General features: G+C 62.8%; 19 protein-coding genes and 1 pseudogene. 11 read left to right on the top strand and 9 right to left on the bottom strand.

Features of this window, described 5'->3' with window-relative positions; all coding sequences use genetic code 11:
- Positions 1-3 precede the first annotated feature (3 nt).
- The 3 genes from CN673_RS11675 to CN673_RS11665 are packed head-to-tail and all read right to left on the bottom strand — an operon-like array spanning position 4 to position 3,197.
- The gene (locus CN673_RS11675) at positions 4-684 is read right to left on the bottom strand and encodes a class I SAM-dependent methyltransferase (RefSeq protein ID WP_099866422.1); all 681 of its coding nucleotides are present in this window, start codon (positions 682-684) and stop codon (positions 4-6) included.
- Entirely contained in the window at positions 681-1,586 is a 906-nt protein-coding gene (locus CN673_RS11670) for an NAD(P)/FAD-dependent oxidoreductase (protein WP_099866421.1), read from the bottom strand. Before CN673_RS11670 ends, CN673_RS11675 begins: the two co-directional genes overlap by 4 nt.
- A gap of 15 nt (positions 1,587-1,601) precedes the next feature.
- The gene (locus CN673_RS11665; RefSeq protein ID WP_198585982.1) at positions 1,602-3,197 is read right to left on the bottom strand and encodes an MFS transporter; all 1,596 of its coding nucleotides are present in this window, start codon (positions 3,195-3,197) and stop codon (positions 1,602-1,604) included.
- A 126-nt stretch (positions 3,198-3,323) separates the two neighbouring features.
- On the opposite strand from CN673_RS11665, the gene CN673_RS11660 reads away from it, so the two are divergent.
- Positions 3,324-3,767, top strand: a complete 444-nt coding sequence (locus CN673_RS11660; RefSeq protein ID WP_030091724.1) for an Rrf2 family transcriptional regulator — start codon at positions 3,324-3,326, stop codon at positions 3,765-3,767.
- Between the two features lie 63 nt (positions 3,768-3,830).
- On the opposite strand, the gene CN673_RS11655 is transcribed toward CN673_RS11660, so the two are convergent.
- The 3 genes from CN673_RS11655 to CN673_RS11645 form a co-directional block, all read right to left on the bottom strand.
- Positions 3,831-4,052, bottom strand: a complete 222-nt coding sequence (locus CN673_RS11655) for an SDR family oxidoreductase (RefSeq protein WP_198585981.1) — start codon at positions 4,050-4,052, stop codon at positions 3,831-3,833.
- Positions 4,053-4,320: 268 nt separating this feature from the next.
- Positions 4,321-4,878, bottom strand: coding sequence for a flavin reductase family protein (locus CN673_RS11650; protein ID WP_099866420.1), 558 nt, complete (start codon positions 4,876-4,878; stop codon positions 4,321-4,323).
- A gap of 62 nt (positions 4,879-4,940) precedes the next feature.
- Complete coding sequence (locus CN673_RS11645; RefSeq protein WP_030091721.1) at positions 4,941-5,795, bottom strand: SDR family oxidoreductase; 855 nt, start codon at positions 5,793-5,795, stop codon at positions 4,941-4,943.
- 203 nt (positions 5,796-5,998) lie between these two features.
- Between CN673_RS11645 and CN673_RS11640 the strand changes: the two genes are divergently transcribed.
- Positions 5,999-6,940, top strand: a complete 942-nt coding sequence (locus CN673_RS11640) for an AraC family transcriptional regulator (RefSeq protein WP_030091720.1) — start codon at positions 5,999-6,001, stop codon at positions 6,938-6,940.
- A gap of 382 nt (positions 6,941-7,322) precedes the next feature.
- Here CN673_RS11640 and CN673_RS11625 read toward each other — a convergent pair whose 3' ends face one another.
- Positions 7,323-7,721 (bottom strand): YciI family protein, encoded by a 399-nt coding sequence (locus tag CN673_RS11625; RefSeq protein WP_081876263.1) that lies wholly within the window; start codon positions 7,719-7,721, stop codon positions 7,323-7,325.
- A 96-nt stretch (positions 7,722-7,817) separates the two neighbouring features.
- Between CN673_RS11625 and CN673_RS11620 the strand changes: the two genes are divergently transcribed.
- The gene (locus CN673_RS11620) at positions 7,818-8,726 is read left to right on the top strand and encodes a LysR family transcriptional regulator (RefSeq protein WP_030091718.1); all 909 of its coding nucleotides are present in this window, start codon (positions 7,818-7,820) and stop codon (positions 8,724-8,726) included.
- 15 nt (positions 8,727-8,741) lie between these two features.
- Positions 8,742-9,078: pseudogene (locus CN673_RS21565) on the top strand (transposase family protein); the annotation flags it as partial.
- A gap of 501 nt (positions 9,079-9,579) precedes the next feature.
- Here the strand turns inward: CN673_RS21565 and CN673_RS11610 are convergent.
- Positions 9,580-9,909, bottom strand: a complete 330-nt coding sequence (locus CN673_RS11610; RefSeq protein ID WP_157928883.1) for a hypothetical protein — start codon at positions 9,907-9,909, stop codon at positions 9,580-9,582.
- Positions 9,900-10,628 (bottom strand): BA14K family protein, encoded by a 729-nt coding sequence (locus tag CN673_RS11605; protein WP_099866417.1) that lies wholly within the window; start codon positions 10,626-10,628, stop codon positions 9,900-9,902. Before CN673_RS11605 ends, CN673_RS11610 begins: the two co-directional genes overlap by 10 nt.
- Positions 10,629-10,855: 227 nt before the next feature.
- Between CN673_RS11605 and minC the strand changes: the two genes are divergently transcribed.
- From minC to CN673_RS11575, 7 genes are all read left to right on the top strand, one after another.
- On the top strand, positions 10,856-11,629 hold the full coding sequence (gene minC / locus CN673_RS11600) for a septum site-determining protein MinC (RefSeq protein ID WP_099866416.1): 774 nt from the start codon (positions 10,856-10,858) through the stop codon (positions 11,627-11,629).
- Positions 11,630-11,661: 32 nt separating this feature from the next.
- On the top strand, positions 11,662-12,477 hold the full coding sequence (minD, locus tag CN673_RS11595) for a septum site-determining protein MinD (protein WP_099866415.1): 816 nt from the start codon (positions 11,662-11,664) through the stop codon (positions 12,475-12,477).
- Entirely contained in the window at positions 12,474-12,737 is a 264-nt protein-coding gene (minE, locus tag CN673_RS11590) for a cell division topological specificity factor MinE (protein WP_099866414.1), read from the top strand. The genes minD and minE overlap by 4 nt, the downstream gene beginning before the upstream one ends.
- A 71-nt stretch (positions 12,738-12,808) precedes the next feature.
- Positions 12,809-12,973 carry a hypothetical protein gene (locus tag CN673_RS21115; protein WP_198585980.1) on the top strand — a complete coding sequence of 55 codons (165 nt, stop codon included), beginning with the start codon at positions 12,809-12,811 and terminating at the stop codon, positions 12,971-12,973.
- A gap of 93 nt (positions 12,974-13,066) precedes the next feature.
- Positions 13,067-13,804, top strand: a complete 738-nt coding sequence (locus tag CN673_RS11585; RefSeq protein ID WP_099866413.1) for a GntR family transcriptional regulator — start codon at positions 13,067-13,069, stop codon at positions 13,802-13,804.
- Positions 13,785-14,168 (top strand): carboxymuconolactone decarboxylase family protein, encoded by a 384-nt coding sequence (locus tag CN673_RS11580; RefSeq protein ID WP_099866412.1) that lies wholly within the window; start codon positions 13,785-13,787, stop codon positions 14,166-14,168. The genes CN673_RS11585 and CN673_RS11580 overlap by 20 nt, the downstream gene beginning before the upstream one ends.
- Positions 14,149-15,045 (top strand): NAD(P)-dependent oxidoreductase, encoded by an 897-nt coding sequence (locus CN673_RS11575; protein ID WP_099866411.1) that lies wholly within the window; start codon positions 14,149-14,151, stop codon positions 15,043-15,045. The genes CN673_RS11580 and CN673_RS11575 overlap by 20 nt, the downstream gene beginning before the upstream one ends.
- The last annotated feature ends 6 nt before the right edge of the window (positions 15,046-15,051 follow it).

Raw genomic sequence — 15,051 nt, 5'->3', positions numbered from 1 at the left:
CACTCAGCCGGCGATCGCGACCCAGCCGCGGAACGAAAACGCGGCATAGAACAGCGCCGGGTCCACAAAACCTGCTTCCAGCAGAAGCGTCTCCTCGTCGTCAGGCGTCAGGAGGGGCAGACGCTGTGCCATAATAGCTGCGGAAGCGGCGGCCTTTGCCGGATCGGACCCGTCCCGGTCGGCGAAGAGAGCCGAGCGAGCGAGCCATCGCTCCGAGGCGGCGTCCGGCGCGGTGTGATGAGCGACGACGACGGCGCTGCCGGGTTTCAGGCGATGACGGATTTCCCGCAGCGTCTTCAGCCTTTCATCCCTGTCGAGAAAGTGAAGCGTGAGAAGACATGTCGCGCCGTCGTATGGACCGGGCGGTGCCTCATCCACAGTTCCGGCACTCAGGTCCATGCGGCCAGCGAACGGCGAGACGGCTTTGTGTGCGAGGTCCAGCATGGCAGGTGACGGATCGACGCCGGTGAAGCGCCATTCCGGTCGCACTTGCGCCATCGCCTTCAGTTCCAGCCCGCCGCCGGCGCCGACCACGAGGATGCGCGCTGCGTCCGGCGCGTGCTCGGCGAGAAGCAGCTCGGTCATGCGGTGCAGGTCGGTGAGGCCGGGGACTTTCTTCAAAGTTTCCTCGGCGTAAGATGCGACAGAGGTCGGGTTCAGGAACGGCGTGAGATTGTCGTTCATTGCTTGTCACCCCCGAACACAAGGGAGCGATGGATCGCCATTGCCGCCATGACCCCGTCGGCGCAGGCGAAGGTGACGTTGTGCGCCATGCGGGTAATGTCGCCGGCGGCATACACGTCGGGAACGCTGGTCATCTGCATCTGGTCGACCTTCACGGTTGAGCCGAGTGGCCCATGATCGATATCGCAGCCCAGCGTCCCGGCAATCTCGCTGTTGAGACGATTGCGTGGACTGATGAACAGAGCATCGATGGGCTGCGTGCTGCCATCCGAAAGGTGGATTGCCGAAAGGTTGGATCCGTCACCCGTCACATGTTCGACACGCGCCGGCTCGATGCGCACACCGCGCCGGGAAAGCGCTTCGCTGGCCGCTGCCTCCAGCTCGCCGCCGTCCAGGTAGAAGGTCGCCGGGCCCCAGTCTGCGATCAGCATCGCCTGATGGTAGGACATTGGCGAGACGTTCAGCACGCCGAGCAGGCGGTCGCTGAACTCGTAGCCGTGGCAATAGGGGCAATGAATGACGGATGCGCCCCAGCGTTCGGCTAGCCCCGGCATCTCGGGAAGAATGTCTGAGACGCCGAAGGCGAGCAGCAGGCGCTTTCCGGCGATGGTCGCCCCGCTCTGCAAGGTCACGGAGAACGAACCGTCTGCCTTCTGTGCCTCGACGGCGGCATCGTTGAAAAAGCGTACGGTCGGATAGGCGCCAACCTGCTGGCGCATCGTGTCAAGCATGAGTTTGGGATCGCTCCCATCCTGCGCAAATAAGCCGTGCGATGCGGCGGCGAAGCGATTGCGCGGCTCACCCGTATCGAGAACGCAGACGGATTTGCGGGCGCGGGCAAGATACATGGCAGCGGAAAGGCCGGCGAAGCTGCCGCCGATGATGATCGCATCATAGTGCATGAAATTCTCCCCGCATCAGGCTTTTGCGGAAGTGGATTCGGTTGACGCAGGCCGCTCAGGGCCGCGCAGGACGATAAAAAGGAAAAGCAGCGCCATCACACCGACGCCGACCCACATCGCCTGCTGCCAGCTTTCGACGAAAGCTTCCTGCGCGGCCCTGTAGAGGCTATCCGCGTAAGGCAACCCGCCGTCCGCGAGGGCCATTGCGTTGGCAATGTTTTGTCCCGCCAGTCTGGCTGCATCGCCGGGAAATCCGGCCAGTCGCGGAGCGATCGCGCTTGTGTAGCCTGCGGCGAACACCGCGCCGAGCAGAGCGACCCCAAGTGATGTTCCCAACTCGCGCGTGACATCGTTGAGCGCCGACGCGACACCCTGCTGATCGCGTGGCAGGGAGGACGTGATCGCTTCCGTCGAGGGCGCCATGGCCAATCCCATGCCGATGCCCATCGCGACCATGCCCGGCAGAACCGAGAGGTATCCGCCATCGACCGACACAAGGAGCGACATCAGTGCCAGCCCCGTCGCACCCAGCAGCACGCCCCCGGCGATCGTCGTCTTCGGGCCGATTCGTGCGGACAGAAGCGGCGCGACCCCGGAAAAAACCATCATCAGCAACGCCATGGGCATGAGGCCCAGCGTGGCGCGCAGGCCCGACCACCCGAGGACCGCCTGGAAGAATGGATAGAGGACGATGAATACGCCGGCCTGCACGCCGAACCAGGTCGTCAGAGAGACCGAGCCACTGGTCAGACTGCGTTTCCTGAACAGCCTGATATCAAGCAACGGGTCGGGATGGCGCAGTTCCCACCAGACGAAAGCGATGAAGGCGGCGATGCTGACCGCAAAGCCAAACAGCGTCGGAGCCGCTGTCCAACCAATCGCCGGGCCTTCATGCAGAACAAAACTCGCGCCCATGATGGCGAGAAGCGACAGGACAGAGCCGACCGTATCGAACCGATGTTCCGAGGACTGGCGCGAATTGGGAACGGCACGCAAAGCCATGACCGCGGCAACTGCTACCAGTACGACAGGAAGCGCGAACAGCCAGCGCCAGGACAGGAAATCGACCAGCACGGCGGAAAGGAACATGCCGAGGATGCCGCCCGCGCCGGCCACGCCGGTCCAGATGCCGATGGCCTTCGATCGTTCCTCGTCGGGAAAGGCCGAGGTAATGACCGAGAGCGTCACCGGCATGATCATCGCCGCGCCGACGCCGCTCAGGAAGCGTGCGCCGAGCATCACCTCGACGCTCGGGGCAAGAGCCGAGCCAATATTGGCGACCCCGAAAACCGCAAGGCCGATCAGCAGCACCGGCTTGCGGCCCCAGCGGTCTCCCACCGCGCCCAGCGGCAGCAGCAGCGAGGCAAGGCTGATCGCATAGAGATTGATCATCCAGAGCACCTGGCTCTGGCTGGCCCCGAGATCGAGCGCCAGATGCGGCTGCGCGACATTGAGGCCGGTCACGGCGGCGATGACCGCCATCAGCGCGATGCAGACCGTGATCAGGATGCTGCGGCGTCGCGCGGGATCGTGGACCGTAGGGTCGGGCAAGGAATCACCATGAAGAAGAATGGCGTCTTCAGGCGAAGTCGAACTGTCAAAGCTGGACATTTGGGCACCGGATCATGTATCAGACGAAGATACATATAACCAGTGCCGCCTTACGTATCAAGAACAGATACATGAACTCCGGATCAGGCCGGTCTGCGGCCTGAAAGCTCGCAAACGGAAATACGGATGAACAAGGACACAAGGCTTTCCGACGTGCTGCACGTCCTGCTCCACATGGGGCAGGTCGACGAGCCGCTGACCTCCGAGATGCTCGCCAAGAGCATGGGAACCAATCCGGCGGTGTTCCGCAGGACGATGGCGGGGTTACGCGAGGCAGGCCATGTCCATTCAGGCAAAGGCCATGGTGGTGGCTGGCGGCTGGCGCGTCCGCTGGCGGAGATCACATTGCTGGATGTCTATCAGGCGCTCAATTGCCCGACCCTGTTCGCCATAGGTAATCGCAGCGAGCGTACGGATTGTATGATTCAAAAGAACGTCAACGCCGCCCTCTCCGAGACGATGGCGCAGGCGGAAGCGCTGTTCGTCAGGCGGTTCGGCGAGGTGACCCTCGATACGCTGCTGCCGGCAAATCCGGATTCCCCCACATTGCATGTGCACGACGCCGGCTGAGCACGACTGCTGCACGATACGCCGATTTCGTAAGGTCGGTGCCGGCGTTCCTGTTGGCGCTTCTCAATCCTGAGCAGTAGGACGCACGACGATGCTGCCGATCTCGACATCGTCGGGCTGCTCGACGGCAAAGGCGATGGCCCGTGCGATGGCGTCAGGAGAGACGGCCATTTCCTCCTTCCGCTTCAGTATGGCTGCCTTGACGGCAGGATCGTCGATGGCCGCATCTGCAAAACCCGTATCTATGAAGCCAGGCGAAATCTCGGTGACGCGCAGGCCTCTCACGCATTTCTGCCGTAGCGCTTCCGTGGCGGTCCTTAGGCGCGAGCCGGCCTGCACAGTTAACGGCGAACTTCGCGGCGCTTTCGCTGCATCTGTCCGAGGATCACCGGGCGCGGCTTGATGCAGCCAGAGTACTGCCGGTCATCAATCCGTATTTTATCTTTCAACTGCCGATGCCGATGTTGTTTGGCGGGATGGATGTCCAGTCCTGGCGGCGGAACTGATACCTCGCTGAGCCGCAGTATCGGCTCCGCTATCTCTGTCCGCGGGATCAGTCCATGAGATAGCGCCATTTGACCATGCGTTCACCAAGATCGATGGTTCCGCCATCGACGCTGAAGCGTCCGTCACCCTGATGGTGGATCAGCCGCTTTTCGCGGCGCTTGGTGTCAGCCCAGATGCGCTGCACTTCCAGCACCACCATGTCATAGCGGTTTAGCCAGCCATCATCGGCGATGCGGCATTCCAGATTGGCCCAGCATTCTGTGACGAGCGGCGCGCCCACGGTCTGCGCCGGTAAGGGCGTCAGGCCGAAATGATCGAACTTGTCGATTTCATCGCCCGAGCAATTGCCGATATCGACCACCGTCTCGGCCAGATCAACGGTCGGCACCGCAAGCACGCATTCGCCGGTTTCCAGCAGGGCCTTCTGGCTGTGATCCCAGGACCCGATGACCGCGCCGACGAGCGGCGGCGCGTGGCTGATCATCATGTGGAAGCCCATGGTCATCAGATTGGCCTTGCCCGCGTGCGAGCGGGTGGAGACCATGACGATGGGGCCGGATTCGAGAATGCGATAGGCTTTTTCTGGCGGGATTTCGTCGAACATGGCAAGCTCTCACAGGGTTGGCCCCGGGCAGGTACAGGATGGGCCTGCCCGGTGCTTGAGGTTCAGTCCTCAAAATCAGTGGCATCCGAGGCTGTGCGCCAGGCGTCGAGATCCGTCTTCACCGCGTTCATCTTCTCATCAGCCAGCGTGGTGGCGATTTTGCCTGCAAACAGGTGCAAAGGCGGCTCGGCAACCTTTGAGGCCTCAATAATCAGTGCCGCCACCTTTTCCGGGTCGCCAGCCTGCTTGCCATCCAGCGCATTCAGATGCAGGTCGAGCGAGGCCTGCGCCTCGGTATAATCGGCAATCGCGCGTTCGGCGACGACGAGGCTGTCCTTCGACAGGAAGCCGGTGCGGACGGGGCCGGGGTAAACCACCGTGGCCTTGATCCCCAGTTCTGCCACCTCGGCGCGCAGGCTTTCGGTCAGACCGGCCAGCGCGAATTTGCTGGCGACATAGCTGCCCCAACCCGCATAACCGCCCTGAAAGCCGACGATGGATGCGACGTTGAAGATATGCCCGCTACGGGCGGCGCGCAGATGCGGCAGCGCATGGCGCAGCACGTTGAGCGGGGCGAAGACGTTGACGTCGAAATTGCGCCGCAGCTCGGCATCCGACAGCGCCTCGATCGCGCCCTGCTGGCCGTAGCCTGCGTTGTTCACCACGCGGTCGATGCGGCCGAAATGGGCGATGGTGCGCTCAATGGCGGCCTTGGTGCTGGCATCATCGGCCAGATCGACCGCGAGCGCCAGAAACTGCGCGCTGTCTTCGCCAAGCGCATTGCGCAGGCTGGCAAGATTGCGCGATGTGGCGGCGACGGCATCGCCCCGCGCCAGAACCTGACGGGCCAGCGACAGGCCGATGCCGCGTGCGGCCCCGGTGATGAACCAGATGTTTTTGGGAGAGATGTTTTGCATGGAAGGCTCCGTTCGTTCACTGCGATGCGCCCGCCTGGGGTCGGTGTTGCGATGGTGGGAACCTAAGGAGCGATAGAAGGCCGGACTAGGCCGAGGGCTATTTCATAATTGCCTAATCCTATTTGGTATTCATAAATTCATAGATTGAAACGCATATAATATGCCATGTTCATCTTGAACTTAAATTTTCAGGACCGTGCAGCATGCATGCACCCGACCCAATGCTACAGCAGGAGATGATCGCCCTGATTCAGCAACTGGCCCCGCATGAGGGCCACACCAGAACCGCGCTGGACGGGGTGCGGCTGATGCGCACCGATCACCCTTTGGGACGCACGCCGGTGCTTTATGAGCCGAGCATCGTCATCGTCTGTCAGGGCCACAAACGCGGCTATCTGGCGGATCAGGTCTATCATTATGATGCGCAGCATTATCTGGTGCTCTCGGTGCCGCTGCCGTTTTCGACCGAAACCGAGGCGAGCCCGGAGGAGCCGCTGCTGGCCGTATCGGTCCGGCTCGACATGACGGCGCTGGCCGATCTGGTGATCGAGGTCGATCAGAGCGCCTCGGTGCCGCCTGCCACGCCCGTGGGGATCCTCTCGACGCCGCTCGATGCCACGCTGGCCGATACCACCTTGCGACTGCTACGCGCCCTGCAATCGCCGCTTGAGGCGCGGGTACTGGGGCCAGCAATCATGCGCGAGCTGTGTTTTCGGGTGCTGATTGGGCCGCAGGGCGGGGCCATCCGCGCAGCTTTGGCAAGTCATGGTAATTTCGGGCGCATCGCGCGGGCGCTGCGGCGCATCCACAACGACTACGGCCAGTCGCTGGATGTGGCGACGTTGGCGGGCGAGGCAGGGCTGAGCGTCCCGGCCTTTCACGCGCATTTCAAGGCGGTCGCTGCGACCTCGCCCATTCAGTACATCAAATCCGTGCGTCTGCATCAGGCGCGGCTGATGATGATCCGTGACAATCTGACGGCAGCGGCGGCGGCGGCGCGGGTGGGCTATGAAAGCGCTTCGCAGTTTAACCGTGAGTTCAGGCGGCTCTTTGGCCGTTCCCCGGGCGAAGAAGCACGCGAGATGCGTTCGGCCTTCGCGTTAATGGCGCCCACGCAGCTTGAGGCGCTGGCCGTCACGCATTAGCCCCGCGCGAGGCTGGCGCGGAAAAGCCCTGCGCCGTAATCGGCGCCAGGCAGCTGGAGCGGTTTTGGTGAACAATATCCGGTAGATCACCGGGGCCACGACCTGATCGAGCAAGGTTTCTGCTAGGAATGACTCGCACCTCACTCAACGATCGGACCGCTTTTGCCGCCGTCGTGCGCCGCCAGAGCTTTACTACTGCTGCGGCCGATCTCGGAGTATCACCCTTCCTACACTCCGCCACGCGATGCGATGACTGGAGGAGCGCCTAGGAGTGCGGCTTCTGGCGCGCTGACTCGATCCGTCGCGCCCACCGAGGCCGGCGCGGCGTTGCTTTCAAACTTGCAGCCCGCACTTTGCAGATCGAGCAGGGCTGAGCGCGCTATCACATTGTCCGCCCTAGATCAGGGTCGCGTGGATCGGCACCGGGGAGCCGACCCCAGGCGTACCCAAGTTTTTCGGCAATCGCATTGAGGTCCGGCGGCAGAGTTCTGCTGGATTCTTCGCCGAAGACGCCGAAGAGTGGATCCCATTCTTCAATGGAGAGCGACACGATCAGTTTTTCCCGGCTGAAGGGATCTTCTTCGATCAGGGCTTCGACCTCCGTCCTGCTGTTCGCGACTATGATCAGAAAGCCTGACCGCAACGGCGATCCCTTCAGCGGGCCGGAGGCCTTCAGCTTTTCCTTCTCGACCAGTTCCAGCAGATATTCGACATGTTCAGCGACGTGACGGTTCCATTCCGGTCCGTCGGGATGAGACATGGTGACGATATAGAATGCCATGATCGATGTCCTTTTATTGCGAAGGCACGACTAACATTGGCAAACAGTAATGATAAATCGTAGTTTCTACCGTACAGAAACAACCAATGGTGTTGAATGCCTGACCGGCTCGAAAGCATGGCCGCCTTCGTCAAGGCGGCAGAACTAGGCTCCTTCGCCGCAGCGGCTGAGAGCCTCGGAGTATCGCCGCAGATGGTGGCAAAGCATGTTGCCGCTCTTGAAAGCCGCCTCGGCCTGCGCCTGATCAGCCGCACCACACGGCGGCAGAGCCTGACCGAATTCGGTCAGCGCTACTGTGAAAGCTGCCGGACGATCCTTGGCGATATCCAGGACGCAGAAGCCGAGGCGACCGAAGTCCGCAAGGTTGCGCGGGGCGTCTTGCGGATCAATGCTCCCGTGACGTTCGGTACCCATGCGCTCCTCCCGGTCATCACCCGATATCTTGTGGAGAACCCCGAAGTACAAGCGGACGTCGTCTTGTCAGATCGGTTGGTTGATCTGGTCGAGGACGGCTTCGAAGCCGTGATCCGTATCGGTCCACTTTCGGAAACCAGCGCACTTAGCGCGCGAGAGCTCAGCCCTTATAAATTGATTGCCTGCGCCGCACCTGGCTATCTCGAAGAGCGCGGCGTCCCCGCCACACCTGACGATCTGAGCCGGCATGAATGCCTAGGCTTCAGTTACTGGTCGCAGGCGATGGCGCGTGAATGGACTTTCCGGAAAGCAGGCACGCTGTTTCGTATACCCGTCCATGGCAGGTTGAGGGCGAATGACTGGAAGGGCCTTCACCATGCGGCGCTGGTCGGCTTTGGAGTGACGCTCGGGCCAATGGTTGCGCTGCGCGACGACATCGCAGCCGGTCGTTTGGTTCAGGTTCTTGCCGACTACGACGGGCCTTCCCGCCCTATGCATCTTCTCTATGCGCAGGATCGCCGGATGACGCCCAAGCTGCGGCACTTCATCGACACGGTGCTGGCTGCGTTCCCTCGCGAGCCGGAGGCGTAGCGGCAAGGAGTTCGCTACCTGACCTTCGACAGGACCATCGCGCAGGCCCACCGACACGCAGTAGGCGCAAAAATGTCTGATAATTCAGTATATTGTCCGCTCCCGCGGCGACCTTAGCACCAAGATCCACCTGGCCGTGCGCAGCCTTGACTGCCCGGCCAGGATCATCCTGACCGCCGGTCAGCGCGGCGATGCGCCCCAGGCTGCTGCCCTGCTCGGTGAGGATCGGCCCGACGGGCGGCTGGCCGATGCCGCCTACGGCGCAAATCACTTCCGCGAGGCCATCACCAAGGCTGGCGCTGTCGCGATCATCCCCAACAACCCGTCACGGATGAAGAAGCGTCCGATCGACCGCTTATTTGGGAGGGTAATAGAGGGCTATGGAGTAGATATCGTTCTCATCGCTATCCCGCATGGCCCGCCATCGCTCGAAGTTGCATTTAAAAACAAAGATTTAGCGGAATGTCGCGCTACTGGTCGGTCTGCGGCCGGTTCCACGCATGCGGTCAGTAATTCTCGATCGATATCGCATCGACAAAGTCTCGGCGAACGGCCAGAACGCCGGCAGATGCGCGGATCAGGCGGCATTTGTGGCGCATTTCTCCCGTAGATACTTGAGTGCTTCGCGCTGAAGAAGGTGGCCACTTGGCTTTCCGGGAACGTAGGCACCCTTCGCTTTCATCCCGCCGACCATCTGGTCCTTGAGCACGACCATCTCCCCGACGCCCGTTTCCAATACAACGCGCTCATGCACAAAGTCGCCGGGTATGGTGAGCGTGCGATAACTGGCCCCGTCTCTCTGGCCGGCGATCGGCAATTCCGTGACCTCGATTTCGTTGAAGGGGACGGCGGTTCAGTCGACCGTGGTCGTCGTTTTCACGGTTGTTCCGGGCGCCCCTCGATCAGCTTCCGTCCGCTCGATCGCGACCACGCAGCCTTGGCGCTTGTCCGCTCGCATCATGTCTGGAGCGACTTGGTCATTGGAAGCGTTGGCGGTGTCGGTGAAAACATAGGCGCTCTCGGTGGAGCGGAAGCCCGCTGCCGCGACCCAGAAAACCACGGTCAGTGTCGCTTCCTCCGTCGACCAGGCCAGCGCGGGAGCGCTCGAAGCGAGAAGCAGTGCCGTGCCAGCGCACAGCCCCTTCAACAGCTCGAACGTCGCCGCCCCGCGCCTTACTGGCACTGCTGGCGCGGGCCGCCGCCGTAGGGCTGGTAGGTGTTGTCTTCCATGCGGTAGGACCGGTAGCGATTGAAGCAATCCTGCACGTGCTCCATCGTCACGCGCTGACGCGGCGCGGCATCCTGAGCGGCATAGGCAAGGGGCTGTGCTGCGGTTTCGCGCTCTTCGGTTGGAGCGGGGGCGCTGCTCCGCGCTGCCTGCTGGCCCTCGAGAAAGGGCGAGACGCAGGGCTTGGTGCCGCCGCTATAGGGCCGGTAGCTGTTGGTCTCCCGGCGATAAGAGCGGAAGCGGTCCTCGCACCAGGCAACATGTGCGGCCGGCAGGCGATTGGCTTGCGGCTCCGGCTTCGTCGCCGCCGGCTGCTGATCTTTGGTCTCGTCCATCTCGCCGGCTGCTGCGGCCATCGTCAGTTGGTCGGGCGTCGTCGGCTCGCTCGCCGTAGCGGTCGCGTCGTTCGCCGATTGCGGATCGGCCATGGCGACGAGAACTTCCTCATCCTGCGTGTCGTCGGCTGGCGCAGCGGCCGTCTCGATGCGCTCGAAATCCTGTTCGCTCGGGTCGACGCGCTTGGGGTCCGCGCTCCACATCGCAGCGACGTCCTGCCTCTGCTCGATATCCCGAACCGGTTCGGCCGCGAGGTAATAGGCGGCCAGTCCGCCACCCCCTGCGAACATGGCGAACGAGACGACAAATCCGGTGACGATGGCGAAGAACGGTTTCACGAGCGCGATCCTTTTCCCTTTGGTTAAGAGAATGCGGACCCCGTGATTCGGGTTCCGAGATTTTCTGCCAGGGTCGGAGCAAAGGACCCGCCCGGTATCGGGCACGGCGCTGTCGTCGAGGGGTGGAACGCCTAATTTTCAACGTCCTGCCACTGTAGCGAGCAGGGAAATTAACCATTGGTTAACCACCCCGATTGTAGAAATCGAGCAACGGAAAATTAACGTAGATGACCAAAGTGCTAACCGATACGCGTCCGATCCGGCTGAAGGGCCGCTCCTTTCTGGCACTCGTTCTGACGCCGGAAAACCCGCTCGAAGGCTGGCTGGCGAGGCTCGATGATCTGGCGGCCCGTTCGGCGGGCTTCTTCCTCGGCCGGCCGATCGTCCTCGATCTGGAGGGCCTCGATATCGGCAAGGCGGGCTTGAAGGAACTGATCGACGCGCTGAGTGAGCGCGGCGTCCGGATCATGGGCGTGGAAGGCGCGCGACTGTCGCTGCTTGGTCCCGGCATGCCGCCAGCCATGAGCGGCGGGCGCCCGGCGACCGATTTCGATGCGGACGCCGAAGCCGAGGCGGCGGCATCGGCCGCGGCCACGAAGCCGTCTGATTCGCCGGCTGAAGCGAAGGAAGACGAGCCCAAGCAGCGTGTCGAACCTCAGGTCGTGCGCGCCATGCCGTCGGTCATCATCAAGGAGCCGGTGCGCTCCGGCCAGTCGGTCATATTTCCCGAGGGCGACGTGACCGTCGTCGGCTCGGTCGCCTCTGGCGCGGAGATCGTCGCCGGCGGCTCGATCCACGTCTATGGCACCTTGCGGGGCAGGGCATTGGCCGGTTCGGTGGGCAACGCCTCGGCGCGCATCTTCTGCCGCAAGCTCGAGGCCGAGCTTCTGGCGATCGACGGCCTCTACAAGATGGTCGACGACATGGATCCCAAATTGCGCGGCAAGGCCGTCCAGCTTTGGCTCGACGGCGACGCGATCATGGCAGAGACACTTATCTGAGCCGGCGGGCGGCCAGCATCGAGGAGAACGAGATGGCAAAAGTAATCGTGGTGACATCGGGCAAGGGCGGCGTCGGCAAGACGACGTCGACTGCCGCGCTCGGCGCTGCACTCGCGCAGCGCGGCGAAAAGACCGTGGTCGTCGATTTCGACGTTGGTTTGCGCAATCTCGATCTGGTGATGGGCGCCGAGCGCCGCGTCGTCTACGACCTGATCAACGTCATCCAGGGCGATGCCAAGCTGCCCCAGGCGCTGATCCGCGACAAGCGTCTGGAGACGCTGCACCTGCTGCCGGCCTCGCAGACCCGCGACAAGGACAACCTCACCTCCGAAGGCGTCGAAACGGTCATGGCCGAATTGAGGAAATCCTTCGACTGGATCATCTGCGACAGCCCGGCCGGCATCGAGCGCGGCGCGACGCTGGCAATGCGCCATGCCGATATCGCAGTCGTCGTCACGAACCCGGAAGTCTCCTCGGTGCGCGATTCGGACCGCATCATCGGTCTTCTCGACGCCAAGACGGCGCGTGCCGAGCGCGGCGAGCGGGTGGAAAAGCATCTGCTCCTGACGCGCTACGACCCGGCCCGTGCCGAACGTGGTGACATGCTCAAGGTCGACGACGTCCTGGAGATTCTCTCGATCCCGCTGCTCGGTATCATCCCCGAGAGCATGGATGTCCTGAGGGCCTCCAACATCGGATCGCCGGTCACGCTCGCCGACACCCGCAGCGCACCGTCACTGGCCTATATGGACGCTGCAAAGCGTCTGGCCGGAGAGCAGATCCCGATGAGCGTTCCCGGCGAGAAGCGCGGTTTCTTCGGCAAGATCTTCGGACGGAGGGCAGCATGAGCATCTTCGGCTTTTTCAATCGGAAGACGTCCGCGCCGCAGGCGCGTGAGCGTCTCCAGATCCTGCTCGCCCATGAGCGCTCGTCGGTCGGTCATTCCGATCTCGTGGCGCTGTTGCGCGAGGAGATCGTCGCGGTCATCGCCAAGCATGTGCAGGTCGACCGCGACAAGGTGAATGTGAAGATGGACCGCGGCGACCAGGTTTCCACGCTCGAGGTGGATATCGAAATCCCGCTCGACGCCAGCGTGCGCGCGGCCTGACCCATCGGAACGCTGTCCGGCGAGACGGTTCGCCCGTACCGCCTGACGGCCCGACCCGAAAGGAGACGAGCATGACCCGGGTAGCACTTCTCGATCGGCTCAAGGAGCTCCAGCAGATGCCGAAGTTCCAGAACCGCGACATTCGTACGATCAGCGCCTGTATGACGATCGAGGCGTTGGCCAAGCATGTGGAAGTCTGCGAACAGGCAGCCGGCCAGCCTTCGCGGGAGGCCTGAGCGAGCAAGATAGCGCCTGGGCGAGGCACCTTGCCCAGGCGCAGCATGTCGATTGCAGATTGACAGATTGTCAGACAATCATAACCTGTCGGCATGATGCGCCCTCATGCCGAAACCAGACTGGCGCTCTCGCGCACCGATGTGACGCTGAGCCTTCGCCTCGTTGGCGCGATGCGGGACGCGATCCTCGATGGAACGCTTGAGCCCGGCCGCCATCTGCCCGAACGCGAGCTCTGCGCGCTCTTCGATGTCAGTCGAAGCCTCGTGCGCGAGGCGTTGCAGGCGCTGGCGGCGGAAGGCCTCATCACCATCGTTCCTCATCGCGGGCCCAAGGTGACGCTCATAGACCGGGATGCGGCGCGCGATCTTTATCGCGTGCGCGCGGCGCTGGAGGGGCTGGCCTGCGCCGAATTTGCCGAGCGTGCCGACGCTAGTCAGCGCGATGCCTTCTTCGCCGCGGCAGCACGGCTTCAGACATTGAGCGAGGATGATCCGCCACAAAGGCTGATCGACGCCAAGAATGTCTACTATGAACGGCTCCTTTCCGGCTGTCGCAATCAGACCTTGGCCGACATGTTCACCCGGCTCAACAATCGCATCGTCCAGCTTCGCCGGCTATCGCTGTCGGCAGCCGGTCGTCTCGGTGACACGCTGCGCGAGATCGCCGCCGTCGTGGCTGCGGTCGAACGGCGTGATCCGGTCGAAGCGCGCCGGCTGGCAGAGCTCCACGTCGAAAGAGCCGCCGCGGTGGCGGATCGGTGTTTCGCAGAACGCCAAAGATCACAAGCAATTAGGAATCAAGGAGATGCCGATGGACAAGGCAACATATGAGAAGGGGATGAAGATCCGCCGCAAGACGCTGGGCGACGCCTACGTCGACAAGGCGATGGGCAACGTCAACGAATTCACCGAGGAGCTGCAGGAATTCGTCACGACCTATTGCTGGGGTGAGGTCTGGGGCCGCGAGGGGCTCGATCACAAGACCCGCTCGACCATCAATCTTGCCATGATCAGCGCCCTCAACCGGCCGCATGAACTGGCGGCCCATGTGCGCGGCGCGCTCAACAATGGCCTTACGGAAAACGAGATCAAGGAAATCCTGCTGCAGGTCGGCATCTATTGCGGTGTGCCGGCCATGGTCGACAGCTTCCGAATCGCACGCCAGGTGATCGATGATGTCCACGCCGGAAAGTAGGTCCGAAACGATCGGGTTCGTCGGCCTTGGCATGATGGGGGCGCCGATGGCGCGAGCGCTCGGTGCCGCCGGGCACGACCTGGTGGTCCATGATGTGCGCACGGACATCGCCGAAACGCTCGCGACGCAGATCGGCTGCAAGGTCGCTCCCGACCCTCGGGTCCTTGGTGAGATTGCCTCCATCGTCATTACGATGCTGCCGAACGGCAAGATCGTTCGAAGCGCCGTGCTGGACGGGGGGATTGCCGAGGCCCTGCCGGACGGTGCGGTCGTCATCGACATGAGTTCGTCCGAGCCGCTGGCGACCCGCGAGCTGGGCGAAATGCTTGCCGCGCGCGGCGTCACGCTGGTCGATGCGCCCGTCTCTGGCGGTGTGCGCAAGGCGGTCTCCGCCGAGCTTGCCATCATGCTAGGCGGCGATGACGACGGTGTGCTCGACCGGGTGAGCCCGGTTCTCGGCGCCATGGGCCGCGTCTTCCGCACCGGGAGGCTCGGCTCGGGTCATGCGCTCAAGGCGCTCAACAACTATGTTTCCGCCGCCGGCCTTGCTGCGGCTTGCGAGGCGCTCATCGTCGGCGAGGCCTTCGGCCTCGATCCGGAGCGCATGGTCGATGTCCTCAACCAGTCCACGGGCCGCAACAACTCCACAGAGAACAAGCTGAAGCCGTTCGTCCTGTCGGAAAAGTTCCGCGAGGCAGGGTTCGCGATGGACCTGATGGCCAAGGACGTCGGCACCGCCGCCGATCTGGCCGATGCCCTCGACCTGCCGATGCCCGGTCTTCACGATGCCAGCGACCTTTGGAAGCGGGCGAGCGAGGCATTGGGGCAGGGCGCCGACCACACCGAGATCTACCGGTTTCTGGATCGGATGCGATAGAACGCA

Origin of the sequence: Neopararhizobium haloflavum, from assembly GCF_002750855.1 — a bacterium.
Classification (GTDB): domain Bacteria; phylum Pseudomonadota; class Alphaproteobacteria; order Rhizobiales; family Rhizobiaceae; genus Georhizobium; species Georhizobium haloflavum.
The sequence above is the reverse complement of the archived record's forward strand: the minus strand, read 5'-3'. Positions and strand labels throughout refer to the sequence as shown.